Below are 17,440 nucleotides of genomic sequence, written 5' to 3'. Positions count from 1 at the left end.
GGGGGGGTCAACAGGGGGCGGTTGTTTTTTCCTCGCGGGGGACCCCCCCCCCCCTCGGTCCCGACCCACACCCCCCACCGACCCGGCCCCTGGCCGGCGTGTGATCCGGGTCTCCCCCTACCCGGATCACACGCCTTTTCGCGTTTCCGTCAATCCTCCGGTGTCCAGCCGGTATAGCACCGCCTTATGGCGGTCACACGGTTTACGTCTTGGACGCCGTTCGAATCCCCTGGCTAATGTCTTCACCAGAGCGCAGCACCGGGCAGCACCGGGCAATGAAGCTCGGTACGAAGCAGCTCAGTACAGCTCAGTACAACGCGGGCCCCCTTCCGAAACGGTTCCGATCCGTGGAATACCCCGGCCCCGCCGCGCGGAATTCAGCGTCGAATTCTCCGCGCCACCCGTCCTCCTCGGCCCGCCGGGCCGGGCCATGCCACCGAACCGGACCAAGGGAGCATCGTGATCTCGACCAAGCTGACGGAACTGCTCGGCATCGACCACCCGGTCGTCTGCGCCCCGATGGGCGGAGTGACCGGCGGCCGACTCGCCGGCGCCGTGACGGCTGCGGGCGGCCTCGGCCTCGTCGGCGTCAGCTACGGCGACCCGGCGTTCATCGACGAGCACCTGCCGCAGGCCGCCGAGACCGGCGGCGTCTGGGGTGTCGGGTGCGTCATGTTCACCTTCGACGAGCGGCCCGGCCTGTGGGACAAGGTGCTCGGCTACGCCCCGCCGGTCGTCGAGCTCTCCTTCGGCAGCGCCACCCAGGTGCAGAAGTACGTCGCCTCCGCGACCGAGGCCGGCTCCAAGGTCGTCGTCCAGGTGCACGACCCCGCCCAGGCCGCCATCGCCCTTCGGGCCGGGGCCCATGTGATCGTCGCCCAGGGCGCCGAGGCCGGCGGCCACCACGCCTCCCGCGCCACCCTGCCCCTGATCCCGGCCGTCCTGGACGTCACCCGGGGCCAGGTGCCGGTGGTCGCGGCCGGCGGCTTCGCGGACGGCCGCGGCCTCGCGGCGGCCCTCGCGCTCGGCGCCGACGGCGTGATGATGGGCACCCGCTTCGCCGCGACCGAGGAGTCGATGGCCTCCCCCGGCTTCAGGTCCCACCTGGTCTCCGCGAGCACCGCGGACACCGTCAACACCCGTTCCTTCGACGTCGTGCGCGGCATCCCGTGGGACCAGGTCTACACCGCCCGCGCCGTCGTCAACGACTTCACCCGCACCTGGACCGGCCGGGACGCCGAACTGGCCTCCCGCCGGGGCGAGATCGAGCCCGCATGGAACACCGCCGTCGCCCGCGACGACACCACCCAGCGCGCCATGCTCGTCGGCGAGAACCTCGACCAGATCCAGGACATCCGGCCCGCCGCCCAGGTCGTCCACAGCGTCGTGGCCGACGCGGAGCGGATCATCTCCGGGCTCTCCCGGCACCTCGGCGCCCCCACCGCCTGAGCCCGCCGCCCCTCCCCTGCCCCCCGCCGGGCCCGCACCCGGCACCTCCCCCACACCCCCCGACCACCAGATCCATCCACACAACCCGGAGAACCCGTTGATCCACGTACTGACCCTCACGTACCTGACCCCGCGTGAGACCGTCCTCGCCCACATGGCCGAGCACAAGGCCTGGCTGCGCGAGCACGGCGACCAGGGCCGCATCCTGCTCAGCGGCCCCCGCCCCGACGGCGGCGCCGTCATCATCACGGCCGACCTCGACGACATCCAGGTGCGCGAGCTCATCGAGAGCGACCCCTGGCACAAGCTGGGCATCGCCTCCTACGCCCAGCTCTCCTTCGAGGGCCGCAACGCGAGCCCCGGCGTGATCACCTCCCCGGTGCAGGACGACGGCGTCCTGCTGATCAACGTGGCCACCACCGACGACGCGGCCGCCAGCGTGGACGCGCTCGCCTCGGCCGTCGACCACGTCGCCGCCACCGCCGACGGCTTCCGCGGCTCCCGCCTGCTGACCAGCGTCGACGGCGACGCCATGGTCAACTTCGCGGCCTGGTCGAGCCGGGCGGAGTTCGACGCGATCTTCCAGGACCAGGAGTTCATGCGCCGCTACCAGGCCTTCGCCGAGACCACCACCGGCGCCAAGTTCCGGCTCTACCGCACCAGCCGGGTCATCACGCCCAACCGCTGACCCCGCACCAGCCCGCGAGGACCCCCGGAAGAACCCTCAGGCGACTCGCGAGAACCCCGCAGGAACCCCTCAGCAAACCCCGAACCTTCCACCCCGCTTGGAGGAGAAGCACATGTCCGACGCGAACACCCAGGCCCAGTACGACCTCATCGTCATCGGCTTCGGCGCCGCCGGCCTGTCCGCCGCGCTGTCCTACGCCGAGGCCGCCGAGGGCCGCGAGACCCCGGCGAAGATCGCGATCCTGGAGCGCTCCAGCGAGGAGGAGCGCGGCGGCGCCACCCGCTGGACCGGCGCGTTCCTGCGGATCAACGAGGACAAGCAGCTGGACACCGACTGGGCCGAGCACGTCAGCCGGGTCTCCGGCGGCCTCGCCGACATCGAGTACTGCCGCACCGTCGAGCGCGAGACCAAGCAGACCCTGGAGTTCGTCGAGAAGCACGGCGTCGAGATCGCCTTCGAGCACTTCCCGCTGCCGCACACCTTCGCCGCCGGCCAGCCGTCCATGGCCAAGCCGGCCAGCCCCCGCGGCGGTGGCGCCTCGATCGTCGAGCACCTGGGCTCCGCCCTGGAGAACGACCCGCGCGTCGACATCCGTTACCGGACCGAGGCGCTTCGCCTGACCACCACCGAGGACGGCACCGTCGACGGCGTCCTGGTCCGCGGCGCCGACGGCCGCACCCAGCGGCTCACCGGCCGCGCCGTCGTGCTGGCCTGCGGCGGCTTCCAGGGCAACCCGGAGATGCTCACCCGCTACGTCGGCGAGAAGGCCTGCGACCTGCCGCTGATCGCCCCCGGCATCACCAACAACCGCGGCGACGCGCTGCGGATGGCCCTGGAGCTGGGCGCCGACACCGCCGGCCAGTTCGACGGCATCCACGCCGAGCCCGTCGACACCCGCACCAACAAGGCCGACTCGGTCCTGTACGGCTTCGCCACCGGCATCTTCGTCAACCGCAAGATGGAGCGCTTCTTCGACGAGGGCCGCGACACCTGGGACAACACCTTCGAGCACGTCGGCTACGAGATCTGGAAGAACCAGGACCAGGAGGCGTACTGGATCGCCGACGCCAAGACGCTGGCCATCCCCGGCATCATGACCTCGCTGCTCAGCGACGTGCCGCCGGAGCAGGCCGACAGCCTGGAGGAGCTGGCCGGCAAGCTCGGCATCGACGCCGAGGCACTGGAGAAGACCGTCGCCGAGTTCAACGCGGCCGTCGGCCCCGGCGAGTTCGACCCGACCCGGATGGACGGCAAGGCCACCGTCGGCATCGAGCCGAAGAAGTCCAACTGGGCCACCCCGCTGGACACCGCGCCGTTCATCGGCGTCCCGGTGACCTCCGCCATCTGCTTCACCTACGGCGGCATCCGCACCGACATGGACGGCCGGGTCGTCACCCCCTCCGGCACCGCCATCCCCGGCCTGTACGCGGCGGGCGAGGCCACCGGCCTCTTCTACCACGCCTACCCGCCGGCGACCTCGGTCCTGCGCTCGCTGATCTTCGGTCGGCTCGCCGCGCACCACGCCGCCGCCCAGCAGGCCTGATCCATCCCCAATCCACTGCACCTGGAGGAACCGTGAGCATCGTCAACATCGACGTCACCCTCCGTGACGGCGGTTACCGCAACGGCTTCAACTTCCCGCTGGAATACGCGCTGAGGCACGCCAAGCTCAGCGTCGAGGCGGGCTTCGACTGGGTCGAGATCGCCTACCGCAAGGGCTCGCTGGTGCCGATCCCGAACCTCGGGCTCACCGGCCGCGGCGACGACGAGTTCATCGCCGCCGTCGCCCAGGAGGTCGGCCCGGACCGGGTCGCGATGATCCTGCACCCGAAGAACATCACCGAGCAGGACCTGCCCGCGATGTACACCGCCGGCGCCCGCTTGGTCCGCATCATCCTGCCGTCCAAGGGCTACGGGAAGGGCCTGGAGTACATACGACAGGCCAAGGAGATCGGGTACACGGTCGGCGTCAACTTCGCCCGAATAAGCCAGTGGTCGGGCCGCGGCATCGTCGAGGTGGCCACCGCCGCCACCGACGCCGGCGCGGAGTTCGTCTACCTGGCCGACTCCAACGGCAGCCTCTCCCCGGTGGACACCACCGACCTCACCACCCTGACCAAGTCGGTCACCGGCGGTCCGGTCGGCCTGCACGCCCACAACAACCTGGGCCTCGCCCTGTCCAACGCGATCAGCGCGGTCGCCGCCGGCGCCACCTGGATGGACTCCTCGATCCAGGGCATGGGCAAGGGCCCGGGCAACCTGATCGCCGAGCAGTGGCTGGCGCACCTCGACCGCACCGACCCCGAGGCCTCCGCCCGCCTCCACCTGGGCCACGCCCTGGAGTTGGCGGAGCTGCTGCTCGCCACCGTCCCGGAGGGCACCCCCTCCCTCCCGCTGCCGGACCTGGTCCTGGGCCGCTACGACCTGCCGGTCGAGCACCGCAAGGACGTGGTGGGCGGCAGCCACCACGAGGGCATCGCCACCGCGCGCACCCTCGCCACCGTCCGGTGACCACCACCGGACGCACTGTGCCGGCGGCGGTCTTCGGACCGGAGGCCGCCGCCGGCGCGGCACACGCCCTCGTCCTCGCCCCCGTCACCCCCCGCTGGGACGGCGGAGCCTTCTTCACCCCCGTCACCCGGACGCTGGCCGAGGCCGGCCTGCGGGTGACGGTGGTGGACACCCTCTCCGCCTGGGACGAGGAGATCGACTCGCTGGCCGCCCTCGCCGCCCGCTGGCGCCGACTCCTCACCCAGTACGGCCCGGTGGACCTGCTCTGCGGGAACGCCCTGGGCGGAGCGGTGGCCCAGGCGCTGCTCCCCGAGCTCCCCCCGCACACCGCGGCGCTGCTCGTCTCGGGCCCGGCCCGCAGCGACACCGTCCTCCAGGCCAGGCTCACCGAGATCGCCGACCTGGCCGCCACCGGCCGCTCCGGCGAGGCCCTGGCCCTGCTCAACCGGCGCGTCCAGCCGCACGACCGCCGTTTCGAACCGGGGGCCGACACCCCCGAACCGCACGACCCGGAGGCCGGGCGCCGCCTCACCGCCGGGATGCGGATGCTGTGCGGCATCGACCTGACCGACGCGGTGCGCGCCCACCCCGGCCCGCTGCTGCAGATCGTCGGCGGTCACTCCCAGCTGGTCGGCCACCGCCACACCGCGGCGGCCGACCACCACCGGGTGCACGTCATCCCGGGGGCCGGTATGCGCCCCCACTTCGAACGCACCGCAGAGGTGTCCGCCCTGGTCGGCACCTACCTGCGGGAGAAGGGACTCAGCACTTGACATCCCCCTCCGGTTGGCACCGGAGGATTCCAACCCTCGCGGGTCGGGCTTTCTGCTTCACAGCCGGTTGCCGACCTGGGGCTACCAGCGGAGGGACGGTGTGCCGCCCATCGGTCTTACACCAGCTCCACAGACCTGACTTCCCGCCAGCCCGGCGGTAGGCCCGGCCGGAACTTGGATATCGCCCGACCAGGCGACAGACACACTACCACCCGTACTGAAACATGTGCGGGCCGTCACTGGGTGACGGCCCGCCTGGACGGCGAATCGTCGTCACTTGTCCTGCCCCGCAGGAGATCCGTTTCTCCCCCGCAAGCGGGGACCCCCACCCCCGGCTGAAGCCGGGGATATCCACGGAGGTATCAGATGAAGAGCGTCGCGGTACTCCCCGGCGACGGCATCGGCCCCGAAGTCACCTCTGCGGCCCTCGACGTCGTGGACAAGCTCGGCCTCCCACTCGACCTGCGCTTCGGCGAGATCGGCTGGGAGTGCTGGCGCCAGGAGGGCAACCCGGTCCCCCGGCGGACCTGGAAGCTGCTGGAGGAGACCGACACCTGCCTGCTCGGCGCCATCACCAGCAAGCCGCTGCGCGAGGCCGAGGCCGAACTGCCCGCCGAACTGCGCGGCACCGGGCTCACCTTCGTCTCCCCGGTCATCCAGCTGCGCCAGCGACTGAGCCTGTACGCCAACATCCGCCCGGTCATCGACCTGGTCGACGGCCGCTTCGACTTCACGGTGATCCGCGAGAACACCGAGGGCCTGTACGCCGGCTACGACTTCCACGGCCTGGACGACGCGCTCTGGAACGTGGTCCGCGACCACCCCAACGCCCAGGCCTCCGGCCCGGATTCGAGCAGCGTCACGCTGCGGCTGCAGACCCGGTTCGGCATGGACCGGCTGCTGCGCTACGGCTTCGAGTACGCCCGCTCGCACGGCTACGACCGGCTCACCCTGGTCGACAAGCCCAACGTGCTGCGCCACAGCAGCAACCACCTGCGCGAGCGCCTGGAACTGATCGCCGGCGAGTACCCGGAGATCGAGACCGAGATCCTCAACGTCGACGCGATCGCCCTGTGGCTGGTCCGCCGGCCCGAGCGCTTCGGCGTGCTGGTCGCCGAGAACATGTTCGGCGACATCCTCTCCGACCTCGGCGCCGGCGTCATGGGCGGCCTCGGCCTCGCCCCCAGCGGCAACATCGGCGACCACGGCAGCTACTTCGAGCCGGTGCACGGCAGCGCCCCCGGCATGGCCGGGCAGAACCGCGCCAACCCGATGGCGATGGTGCTCACCGTGGCCCAGATGCTCGACCACCTGGGCCTGCCCGTTCCCGGCGGCGAACTCCGGGCCGCCGTCCGGGCGGTCGCCAAGCAGCGCACCACCGTCACGTACGACATGGGCGGCACCAGCGGCACCCGCGAGGTCGCCCTGGCGGTCGCCGAGGAGCTCACCGCGGACGTGTCCCCCGAGTCCCCCCAGGGCGTGGTGGACCGGCTCGCCCGCCTCGACACCGCCTCCGTCTCCGACGCGCTGGACAGCCTCGGCGTCGGCGGCGTGCTGGCCGGCATCGCCCCCCGGGTGCCCGGCACCCGCGCCGCCGGCCGCGCCTTCACCGTCACCTACCAGCCCGTCGACAGCACCGCGGAGGGCTTCCGCAACGCCGCCAACTACCTGGACGACGTGCCCGAGGGCTCCTTCGTGGTGGTCGACAACGCCGGCGACACCAGCTGCACCAACTGGGGCTCGCTGCTGACCAAGCTGGCCCAGCGCCGCGGCGTGCGCGGCACCGCCCTGCACGGCTCGGCCCGCGACATCGCCGAGATCCGCGCCGCCGGGTACCCGCTGTTCAGCACCGGCGCCACCATGGTCAGCGGCAAGAACCGGGTGGAACTCGCCGCCACCGGCCGGGACGTCGTCATCGGCGCGGTCACCGTGCGGCCCGGCGACATCGTCGTCGCCGACGACAACGGCGCCCTGGTGGTCCCCGCCGAACACGCCGCCGAGGTCGCCGAGCGGGCCGAGCGCGTCGAGCGGACCGAGAGCGCCATCGCCGAGGCCGTCGACGCCGGCCTACGGCTCGACGAGGCCCGCCGCCGGTACGGCTACGCCAAGCCCTGGGACGACGGCGGCGCCCAGCAGTCCCATGCGTGACCCGGCGGGGAGCGTGGTGGTGGACCTCCACTACCACGCCGGCCCCGACCTCTACCGCCGCCGCCTCACCTCCCTCGGCGCGGGCCGGGCCTACCAGGACGTCGGCGGGTGGGTGGTGCTCAAGAGCCACCTCAGCTCCACCGCCGCGCGCGCCTGGGAGGCCCGACAGGAGGGGCTGCCGGTCTCCGGCACCCTCGTCCTCAACGAGCTGGCCGGCGGCGTCCGGCCCCGGGCCGTGGAGCAGGCGGTCTACGCCCACGGCCCGGACAGCCCGGCCCGCCTGGTCGTCCACCTGCCCACCCTGGTCGGCCACACCCACTGCTCACCGCTGCGCCGCACCCCGTTCCATCCCCTGCTCGACCCCGAACGGTGGCGGACCCGCCCGGTCCTCGACGACAACGGCCGGCTGCGCCGGGACGTGCGCGAGGTGCTCCGGGCGGCCCGCGACCTGCCGGTCGCGGTGGCCACCGGGCACAGCGACCGGGAGGCGGTGCTGCGCATCGTGGACGAGGCGGTCCGGCTCGACCTGCCGCGGCTGCTCCTCACCCACGCGACCCACCCCATGTCGGGCTTCACCCCCGACAACCTGACCGACCTGTCCCAGGTACCCGGCCTGTACGTCGAGATCACCGCGCTGACCCTGTTGCTGGGCCACCGCGACGCCGGGCACCTGAGCGAGCTGGTGCACGCCCACCCCCGGGTGCTGTTCAGCTCCGACCTCGGACAGCCCGACCAGCCGGACGTGAAGGAATGGCTGGACCTGAGCGCGCAGTGGTTCCGGGACGCCGGCCTGACGAACCGGGAGATCCGGGCCATCACCTGGGCCAACCCGGTGAACCTGCTGACGCCGTGAACGGACCTGCACCACTCCCCGATCAGGAGCAGTCTTGACATCTCCCCCAGCTGGAGCAGGGGGATTCTCCCCTCGCGGGTCGAGCTTTCTGCTTCACAGCCCGTTGCCGACCTGGGTTACCAGCGAGGGACGGTGTGCCGCCCATCGGTCTTACACAAGCTCCACAGACCTGACTTCCCGCCCGCCCGGCGGTAGACCCGGCCAGCTTGGTTATCGCCGACCGCGCTCACCCATCGTACAGGATCCACTACGGCTGGTGGTGCGACGGTTCTCCTTGACGGCGAATCGCCGCTTCCTACCCGTCCCCCAGTCTTCGGCCGGGGGCACCCCCATCTCGGGAAGTCCGTTTCCTCCCCCGGCCAAGCCAGGGGTATCCACGGAGGTATCAGATGAACGCCCGTACCGACCATGCCGCGCTGCACGCGGACCTCCGACACCTCGCGGACCTGCTCGACGAGACCCTGGTCCGTCAGGAGGGCCCCGAGCTGCTCGGCCTGGTCGAGCAGGTCCGCCTGCTCAGCCGCACCGACGGAGAGGCCACCGCCGAACTGCTGCGCGGCATCGGGCCGGCGACCGCGGCCAACCTGGTCCGCGCCCTCGCCACCTATTTCCACCTGGCCAACGTCGCCGAACAGGTGCACCGCGGCCGCGAACTGCGCGCCGTCCGGGAACGGGCCGGCGCCGCCCTCGCCCGCGTCGTGCAGCAGGCGGCGAGGGAGGCGCCGGAGGCCCTGAGCCGGGCGGTCGAGCACCTGAACGTCCGCCCGGTCTTCACCGCCCACCCCACGGAGGCGGCCCGCCGCTCGGTCCTCACCAAGCTGCGCCGGATCGCCGAACTGCTGGAGACCCCGGTCCCCGAGGCGGACCGCCGCCGCCACGACGCGCGGCTCGCCGAGACCATCGACCTGATGTGGCAGACCGACGAGCTGCGGGTGGTCCGCCCCGAGCCCACCGACGAGGCACGCAACGCCGTCTACTACCTGGACGAGCTGCACGCCAACGCGGTCGGCGACGTCCTGGAGGACCTCGCCGCCGAGCTGGACCGGGTCGGCGTCCGGCTGCCCGACGGCACCCGGCCGCTGACCTTCGGCACCTGGATCGGCGGCGACCGCGACGGCAACCCCAACGTCACCCCGGAGGTCACCTGGGACGTCCTGATCCTCCAGCACGAGCACGGCATCAACGACGCCCTGGCGATGGTCGACGAGCTGCGCGGCCTGCTCTCCAACTCCATCCGCTACACCGGCGCCACCGACGAGCTGCTCGGCTCGCTGGAGCACGACCTGGCCCGCCTGCCCGAGATCAGCCCCCGCTACAAGCGGCTCAACTCCGAGGAGCCGTACCGCCTCAAGGTCACGGCGATCCGCCAGAAGCTGGTGAACACCAAGCACCGGCTCGCCGAGGGCGGCACCCACGAGGACGGCCGCGACTACCTCGGCACCGCCGAACTGCTGCGCGACCTCACCCTGGTGCAGACCTCGCTGCGCGAGCACCGCGGCGGCCTGTTCGCCGAGGGCCGGCTGGGCCGCACGATCCGCACCCTCGCCGCCTTCGGCCTGCAACTGGCCACCATGGACGTGCGCGAGCACGCCGACGCCCACCACCACGCCCTCGGCCAGCTCTTCGACCGGCTCGACGAGGAGTCCTGGCGCTACGCCGACATGCCCCGCGACTACCGGCAGCGGCTGCTCGCCAAGGAGCTCACCTCCCGCCGGCTGCTCGGCCCGGCGCAGCTGGACCAGGCCGGGGAGAAGAGCCTCGGGGTCTTCCACACCGTCCGCCGGGCCCTGGACTCCTTCGGGCCCGAGGTCATCGAGTCGTACATCATCTCGATGTGCCAGGGCGCCGACGACGTCTTCGCCGCGACCGTGCTGGCCCGCGAGGCCGGCCTGGTCGACCTGCACGCCGGCATCGCCAAGATCGGCATCGTGCCGCTGCTGGAGACCACCGACGAGCTGAAGGCCGCCGACACGATCCTGGAGGACATGCTCTCCGACCCGTCCTACCGGGCCCTGGTCGCCCTGCGCGGGGACGTCCAGGAGGTCATGCTCGGCTACTCCGACTCCTCGAAGTTCGGCGGCATCACCACCTCGCAGTGGGAGATCCACCGGGCCCAGCGCCGACTGCGCGACGTCGCCCACCGCTACGGGGTGCGGCTGCGCCTCTTCCACGGCCGCGGCGGCACCGTCGGCCGCGGCGGCGGCCCCTCGCACGACGCGATCCTCGCCCAGCCCTGGGGCACCCTGGAGGGCGAGATCAAGGTCACCGAGCAGGGCGAGGTGATCAGCGACAAGTACCTGGTGCCGTCGCTGGCCCGGGAGAACCTGGAGCTGACGGTCGCCGCCACGCTGCAGGCCTCCGCGCTGCACACCGCCCCGCGCCAGGCCCCCGAGGAACTGGCCCGCTGGGACGCCGCGATGGACGCGGTCTCCGACGCCGCGCACGCGGCCTACCGCGTGCTGGTGGACGACCCGGACCTGCCCGCCTACTTCCTGGCCTCCACCCCGGTCGACCAACTCGCCGACCTGCACCTGGGTTCGCGGCCCTCACGCCGCCCCGACTCCGGCACCGGCCTGGACGGTCTGCGGGCCATCCCCTGGGTGTTCGGCTGGACGCAGTCCCGGCAGATCGTGCCGGGCTGGTACGGCGTCGGCTCCGGGCTGAAGGCGCTGCGCGAGGCGGGCCTCGGCGGCGTCCTGGAGGAGATGCACGAACAGTGGCACTTCTTCCGCAACTTCGTCTCCAACGTGGAGATGACACTGGCCAAGACGGACCTGCGGATCGCCCGGCACTACGTGGAGACGCTCGTGCCCGCTGAGCTCCAGCACGTCTTCGCGGCGATCGAGGCCGAGCACGACCTGACCGTCAGCGAGCTGCTGCGGATCACCGGCGAGCGCGAACTCCTGGACTCCCAACCGGTGTTGAAGCAGACCTTCGAGATCCGCGACGCCTACCTCGACCCGATCTCCTACCTCCAGGTCGCCCTGCTCAAGCGCCAACGGGACGCGGCCGCCGCGGGCGAGGAGCCGGACCGCATGCTCTGCCGGGCCCTGCTGCTGACCGTCAACGGGGTCGCCGCCGGCCTGCGCAACACCGGCTGATCCCCGCCACCCCCACGAACCCGCCCCCGCACGAGAAGGCCCAGCCATGACCGAACCACCCGAGCACCAGGGCGCCCCCTCCCGGCGCGGCGTGCTGCGCACCGCCGTCGTCGCCGGCGCGGCCCTGGCCGTCCCGCTCGCCGGCGGACTCCCCCAGGCCGAAGCCCGGGAGCGGACACCGGCCCGAGAGGCGTCGCAGCCCGACCACCACCGGATCGGCTCGCTCGGCGACCAGTCCGCCGTCCGCACCTTCACCCTGGGCGACGTCCGGCTCACCTATGTCGTCGACGCCGCCATGGAGTTGGACCGCACCGGCTTCCTGCCCGCCGTCCCCTCCTCCTACTGGGCGGAGCACCCCGAGGAGGTCGCCCCCTCCGGCCGGATCGCCACCTCGGCGGGCGGCGTCCTGGTCGAGCGGGGCCACCGCCGGCTGCTGATCGACGTGGGCCTCGGAGCCAACACGCTCCCGGCGTCGCTCGGTGTCTCCCGCGGCGGAGCACTGCTGCGCACCCTCCGGGCGCTGCGGGTGCGGCCGGAGACCATCGACACCGTGGCCTTCACCCACCTGCACACCGACCACACCGGCATGGGCTTCGTCACCGCGCCGGGCCGGGCGCCGCGCAAGGCGTTCCCGCGCGCCGGCTACCTGGTGGCCGGGGCCGAGTGGGAGCCGTTCTGGGAGCACCAGGTCAAGGTCGGGGCGCCGTCCTGGGACAGCTTCATGGTGCCGATGTCGAAGGTGCTGCGCCGCTTCGACGACGGCGCCCAGGTGTGGCCCGGCGTCACCGCGCTGATCACCCCCGGCCACAGCCCCGGCCACACCACCTTCGTCGTCTCGGCCGGCGGCGGGCGGCGGATCCTGGTGTTCGGCGACGCCTTCCACACCCCGGCCCAGGTGGCCCACCCCGAGTGGCCGTCCGGACCGGACACCAACGTCGACAAGGTGCTGAAGGCCCGCCGGACCCTGCTGGCCGAGCTGCGCAAGCCGCACACCTACGGCTTCGCGTTCCACTTCGGCGACCAGGCGTTCGGCCGGGTCGGGGAGGACGGCCGCTGGCACCCGGTGCCCGCCCGGGCCCTGCTGCCCACCCCGATCCAGTTGCCGTAGCAGGTGTTACGACACCACGTCCTTGCGCGCGAACCCGCGGAACGCCAGCGCCAGCAGCACCACCGCGTACGAGAGCGACAGCGAGACGCCCTGCAGCATGCCGCCCCACTCCAACTGCGGCTGCAGGGCGTCCGCCCACGCGTACTGCCAGTGCGCCGGCAGCCACTCCCGCAGGTCGCCGAGCGCGGTGACGGCGTCCAGCACCCCGGTGATGATCGAGATGAACACCGCCCCGCCGACCGCCCCCAGCGGCGCGTCCGTCGCCGTCGACAGCCAGAAGGCCAGCGCGGCGATCACCAGCTCACTCAGGAACACGAACGCCACCGCGAGCGCGATCCGGGGCAGCGCCTGCCCGGCCGGCAGACTCGCCCCGGCGGGCAGCTTCAGGTCGCCCCAGCCGTACGCGGCGGTGCCGACGGCCAGCCCGATCGCGGGCAGCATCACCACCGCCGCCGCCGAGAACGCCAGCCCGACCGCGAACTTGCGGGCCAGCAGCCGGGCCCTGGGCACCGGCGCGGCCAGCAGGTAGCGCAGCGAGGACCAGCTGGCCTCCGAGGCCACCGTGTCCCCGCAGAACAGCGCGACCGGGATCACCAGCATGAACCCGGTGCCCACGAACAGCATGGTGACGGCGAAGTTGGCCCCGGAGGCGGTGGCCAGATCGATGAAGGTGGTCCGGTCCGGACGCCCCGGGGTGCCGCCGATCTGGAACGCGGCCAGGATGACGAACGGCATCACCGCCAGCACCCCGCCGATCACCAGCGTGCGGCGCCGGCGCAGCTGCCGCATTGCCTCCACCCGCAGCGGCAGGGTCCGGCCCGCCCGGTACCCCTCGGCATGGTCCGTCGAGACGACGCTCACGCCGCACCTCCGATCAACGACAGGAACGCGTCCTCCAGGCGCCGCTGCGGTCCGGCGCTCTCCACCGGCACCCCCAGCCGCACCAGCTCCGCCAGCAGCTCGCTCGCCGCGAGCCCGTCCAGCCGGACCAGCAGCCCGCCCTCGACGGCCTCCGCCGAACCGACCCCGGCCAGCCCGCCGACCTTGGCGACCACCGACTCGGGGTCGCAGGAGGCGGCGACACCGATCATCAGCAGCTCACCGGCACCGACGATCTCCCCGACCGGCCCGGCCGTCACCAGCTGCCCGCGGTCCATCACCACCAGGTCCGTGCAGCTCTGCTCGACCTCGGCCAGCAGGTGGCTGGACACGATGACGGTCCGTCCGCCGGCCGCGTAGCGGATCATCACCTCGCGCATCTCGCGGATCTGCGGCGGGTCCAGCCCGTTGGTCGGCTCGTCCAGGATCAGCAGGTCCGGCATCCCGAGCATCGCCTGCGCGATGGCCAGGCGCTGCCGCATGCCCTGCGAGTACGTCCGCACCGCGCGGTCCAGCGCCTCGCCGAGCCCGGCGATCGCCAGCGCCTCGCCGAAGCGGGCGTCCTCCTCCGGCCGTCCGGTGGCCTGCCAGTACAGGCGCAGGTTGGCCCGGCCGGTCAGGTGCGGCAGGAAGCCCGCGCCCTCGACGAAGGCCCCGACCCGCGAGAGCACCGGCGCCCCGGGCCGCACCAGGTGCCCGAAGATCCGGATCTCCCCGGCGTCCGGCCGGATCAGGCCCATCAGCATCCGCAGCGTGGTGGTCTTGCCCGCGCCGTTCGGCCCGAGCAGGCCGAGCACCTGGCCCTGCTCCACCCGCAGGCTCAGGTCCCGTACGGCGTACCGGTCCTGCGCACCCTTGTAGCGCTTGCTCAGTCCGCTGATCTGCAACGGCACCCCGGCCAGCTCCGGATCGAACCCGGGCCCGGCGGCCGCCGAACGCCGACGGCGCAGCACGGGCACCAGCACCAGCGCGGCGGCCACCACCACGGCCGCCACCGGCAGCAGCCAGGTCCGCGTGGGCAGCGGCGCCGCCTCGGTGACCAGCTCCTCGTCGGTCGGCACGGTGAGCGCCCCGGCCGGCGCGACCCGGTAGGTGGCCGGCTCGACCGGCGAGGCGTACGCCAGGTCGGTGGACGCCAGCACCAGCCGCACCCGGTGCCCGGCCGGGAAGGTGTGGTCCACGGCGGGCAGCTGGACGGTCACCGTCTTGCCCGCGTCGGCCCCGGTCACCCGCAGCGGGGCCGCGAGTTGCTGCGGCAGCACCGACTTGCCGTCCGGCCCGACGTCGTACAGCTTCGCGAACAGCACCGCGTCCGGCCGGTCCGCCGTCACCGTCACCGGCACGGTCGGCTGCCCGGTCAGGTGCAGCGGCGTGTCCAGCGGCGCCGAGTCGAAGGCGGCGTTCTGCCCCGGGAAGTCCAGCGACAGCCCGGCCCCGAGCGAGGCCGCCTGGCTCAGCGCGCCGATCCCCGGCAGCGTCGAGATCCCCGGCGGCGCCCCGCCGGGCGGGTTGGCGAGCGACTTCTCCCCGCCCGCCAGCTCGATCGAGCGGGTGCCGGTCCCGCCCAGCCCCGGGTACCGGTCGGCGGAGGCCCCGCGCAGCACGGCCTGGAAGCCGGTGGAGTCCACGCCCCCGGTCCGGGTCACCCGGAAGGCCGGCCCGGTGTCGTTGCCATGCCCGCTCGAGCCGGGATTCTCCGAGCCGCGATTCTTCAAGAAGTGGTCGAACCAGGCCGTCACCCGCTCGTCCACCCGGGCGCTGGTGTCCGTCCCGCCGTCGTGCCCGCCCGCGAACCAGTCCACCGAGACCGGCGCGCCGTTGGCCGCCACGGCCTTAGCGATCTTGTCCCCCTGGTCCAGCGGGAACAGCGAGTCCTGCTGCCCCTGCACCACCAGGGTGGGCGCCTTGAGCTGCGCCGCCACCGAGGACGGGCTCGACTTCTCCAGCAGCGCGACGGCCTCCGGATCGGCGTGCCCGGCGGTGGCGACCCGGTCGTACATCTGGCAGAGCGAGTCCAGGAACCGCCCGCAGCCCACCTGCCCGTCCGCCTGCGGCTTGGCCCCGGCCCCGCCGCGCGGCGCCCCGCCGGAGGGCCCGAGGTCCCCGGCCGCGCCGGTGGTGAAGAAGATCCCGGCCCACAGCTTCTTGAACACGCCGTCCACCGCGCCCGAGCCCTGCACGCCCTGCGGGAACAGCGCGTCGGCCAGGTTCCACCAGGTGATCTGGGTGGCGACGGCGTCGATCCGGTGGTCGTACGCGGAGGCCAGCAGCGAGATCGCCCCGCCGTACGAGGCGCCGGTGATGCCCACCCGGGGGTCGCCGGGCCCGTCGAGCTGCACCTCGGGCCGCTGGGCCAGCCAGTCCACCAGGTGCTTGACGTCCTCGACCTCGCGGTCGGGCGCGTTCAGCCCGATCTTCCCGCCCGAGTTCCCGAAGCCGCGCGCCGACCAGGTCAGCACCGCGTACCCCTGCCGGGCCAGCTGCTGGGCGCGCTCCCGTTCGCCGTCCTTGGAGCCGCCGAAGCCGTGCGCCAACAGGACCGCCGGCCGCGGGCTGCTGCCGGTGGTGAAGAACGAGGTGTCCAGCTGGACCTGCTGAGCGCTACCGGGGGTCTCCGGCATGCTGAGGAAACGATCCTCCTGGTAGACCGCCTGCTCGCCGCCCGACGCCACCGTACCGATCCCGGCGACCGCCACCAGGGCCACCGCCCCGGCCAGCACCTTGCGCCGCACCGACCTGCCGCGGCCGCGCCAGCGACGCCATGCCCCACCGAACTCCATGGGGGCTGATCGTATCCGCCGCCCGGGTAGGCGTCCGATAAAGCCACCATCCCTTTTCGTCCGGTTCAGCCCGGTAAGCGACGGTATCGTACGGCTCACCTGGCTCTCCCCACCCCGAGAAGGTCCCGTGTTCTGGCCGCTGATCACCCTGCTCGCCACAGTCGCCGCCACCCTGGCGATCGGCTGGATCGTCGACCAGGCCCTCCAACGGATCAGCGCCGGCCACCCCGACGCCCCGCTCTGGTCACTGCTCCGCCGCTGCCGGATCCCGCTCCAGCTCACCGTCGTCACAACCCTGCTGCTCGCCGCCGACCCGCTCAAGCGGATCCTCCACTTCAAGGACGACGAGGGCGCACACCACCTGGTCCTGCTGCTCCTGCTCGCCTCGCTCGGCTGGCTCACCGTCCGGGTGGTGGCCGCCGTCCTGGAGGCCGTACTCAGCCGCTACGAGACGGTCACCGGCGACCCGGCCCGGGTGCAGCGGGTGCACACCCAGATCAGCATGCTGCGCCGGGTGGTCAGCGCGGCGATCGTCGTGGTCACCGCCGCCGTGATGCTGCTGACCTTCTCCGCCATGCGCACCGTCGGCGCCAGCCTGCTCGCCTCGGCCGGCATCATCGGCATCGTGGCCGGCATCGCCGCCCAGAGCACCCTGGGCAACTTCTTCGCCGGCCTGCAGATCGCCTTCGGCGACACCGTCCGGATCGGCGACACCGTGGTGGTGGACGGCCAGCAGGGCACCGTCGAGGAGATCACCCTCTCCTACCTGGTGGTCCGGCTCTGGGACTACCGCCGGCTGATCGTCCCGGTCTCCTACTTCGTCAACAAGCCCTTCGAGAACTGGACCCGCCGCGACCCCGGCCTGCTCGCCGCCGTGCTGCTCCACCTCGACCACACCACCCCGGTCGACGAGCTGCGCACCGCCCTGCACACCCAGCTGGAGCGGCACCCCCTCTGGGACGGCACCGAGTGGGCCCTCAACGTCACCGACACCACCCCCAGCACCATCGTCGTCCGCGCCACCATGACCGCCCGCACCCCCGACGACGCCGCCCAACTCCGCTTCGACATCCGCGAACACCTCATCGCCCACCTACGCGACCACCGCCCCCAGGCGCTCCCCCGCCTGCGCACCACCGACAGCTGACAC

General features: G+C 72.7%; 12 protein-coding genes. 10 read left to right on the top strand and 2 right to left on the bottom strand.

The window, feature by feature from the left end; all coding sequences use genetic code 11:
* Positions 1-459: 459 nt before the first annotated feature.
* The 9 genes from ACFQ87_RS05805 to ACFQ87_RS05765 all read left to right on the top strand — a co-directional run bounded on the left by ACFQ87_RS05805 (position 460) and on the right by ACFQ87_RS05765 (position 12,631).
* Positions 460-1,449: an NAD(P)H-dependent flavin oxidoreductase gene (locus ACFQ87_RS05805; RefSeq protein WP_380609318.1), complete on the top strand. Its 990-nt coding sequence runs from the start codon at positions 460-462 to the stop codon at positions 1,447-1,449.
* A 97-nt stretch (positions 1,450-1,546) separates the two neighbouring features.
* On the top strand, positions 1,547-2,137 hold the full coding sequence (locus tag ACFQ87_RS05800) for a YciI family protein (RefSeq protein WP_380609317.1): 591 nt from the start codon (positions 1,547-1,549) through the stop codon (positions 2,135-2,137).
* 112 nt (positions 2,138-2,249) lie between these two features.
* On the top strand, positions 2,250-3,680 hold the full coding sequence (locus ACFQ87_RS05795) for an FAD-binding protein (RefSeq protein WP_380609316.1): 1,431 nt from the start codon (positions 2,250-2,252) through the stop codon (positions 3,678-3,680).
* Positions 3,681-3,712: 32 nt separating this feature from the next.
* Positions 3,713-4,648, top strand: coding sequence for a hypothetical protein (locus ACFQ87_RS05790; RefSeq protein ID WP_380609315.1), 936 nt, complete (start codon positions 3,713-3,715; stop codon positions 4,646-4,648).
* Complete coding sequence (locus tag ACFQ87_RS05785; RefSeq protein WP_380609314.1) at positions 4,645-5,421, top strand: alpha/beta fold hydrolase; 777 nt, start codon at positions 4,645-4,647, stop codon at positions 5,419-5,421. Before ACFQ87_RS05790 ends, ACFQ87_RS05785 begins: the two co-directional genes overlap by 4 nt.
* A 366-nt stretch (positions 5,422-5,787) precedes the next feature.
* A complete protein-coding gene (locus ACFQ87_RS05780; protein ID WP_380609313.1) occupies positions 5,788-7,569 on the top strand; it encodes an isocitrate/isopropylmalate family dehydrogenase in 1,782 nt (593 codons plus the stop codon).
* Positions 7,562-8,422, top strand: coding sequence for a DUF6282 family protein (locus tag ACFQ87_RS05775; protein WP_380609312.1), 861 nt, complete (start codon positions 7,562-7,564; stop codon positions 8,420-8,422). The genes ACFQ87_RS05780 and ACFQ87_RS05775 overlap by 8 nt, the downstream gene beginning before the upstream one ends.
* Positions 8,423-8,811: 389 nt before the next feature.
* Positions 8,812-11,523 carry a phosphoenolpyruvate carboxylase gene (gene ppc / locus ACFQ87_RS05770; RefSeq protein ID WP_380609311.1) on the top strand — a complete coding sequence of 904 codons (2,712 nt, stop codon included), beginning with the start codon at positions 8,812-8,814 and terminating at the stop codon, positions 11,521-11,523.
* A gap of 46 nt (positions 11,524-11,569) precedes the next feature.
* Entirely contained in the window at positions 11,570-12,631 is a 1,062-nt protein-coding gene (locus tag ACFQ87_RS05765; RefSeq protein ID WP_380609310.1) for an MBL fold metallo-hydrolase, read from the top strand.
* A gap of 6 nt (positions 12,632-12,637) precedes the next feature.
* Here the strand turns inward: ACFQ87_RS05765 and ACFQ87_RS05760 are convergent, their stop codons facing one another.
* Both ACFQ87_RS05760 and ACFQ87_RS05755 read right to left on the bottom strand, forming a co-directional pair.
* Complete coding sequence (locus tag ACFQ87_RS05760; protein ID WP_380609309.1) at positions 12,638-13,492, bottom strand: ABC transporter permease; 855 nt, start codon at positions 13,490-13,492, stop codon at positions 12,638-12,640.
* Complete coding sequence (locus ACFQ87_RS05755) at positions 13,489-16,290, bottom strand: alpha/beta fold hydrolase (protein WP_380609308.1); 2,802 nt, start codon at positions 16,288-16,290, stop codon at positions 13,489-13,491. The genes ACFQ87_RS05760 and ACFQ87_RS05755 overlap by 4 nt, the downstream gene beginning before the upstream one ends.
* A 127-nt stretch (positions 16,291-16,417) precedes the next feature.
* Here ACFQ87_RS05755 and ACFQ87_RS05750 point away from each other — a divergent pair, with 127 nt between their 5' ends.
* Positions 16,418-17,437: a mechanosensitive ion channel family protein gene (locus ACFQ87_RS05750; protein WP_380609307.1), complete on the top strand. Its 1,020-nt coding sequence runs from the start codon at positions 16,418-16,420 to the stop codon at positions 17,435-17,437.
* Positions 17,438-17,440 lie beyond the last annotated feature (3 nt).

Origin of the sequence: Kitasatospora sp. NPDC056531, assembly GCF_042794375.1 — a bacterium.
In the GTDB taxonomy this organism is placed as follows: Bacteria; Actinomycetota; Actinomycetes; order Streptomycetales; family Streptomycetaceae; genus Kitasatospora.
The sequence above is the reverse complement of the archived record's forward strand: the minus strand, read 5'-3'. Positions and strand labels throughout refer to the sequence as shown.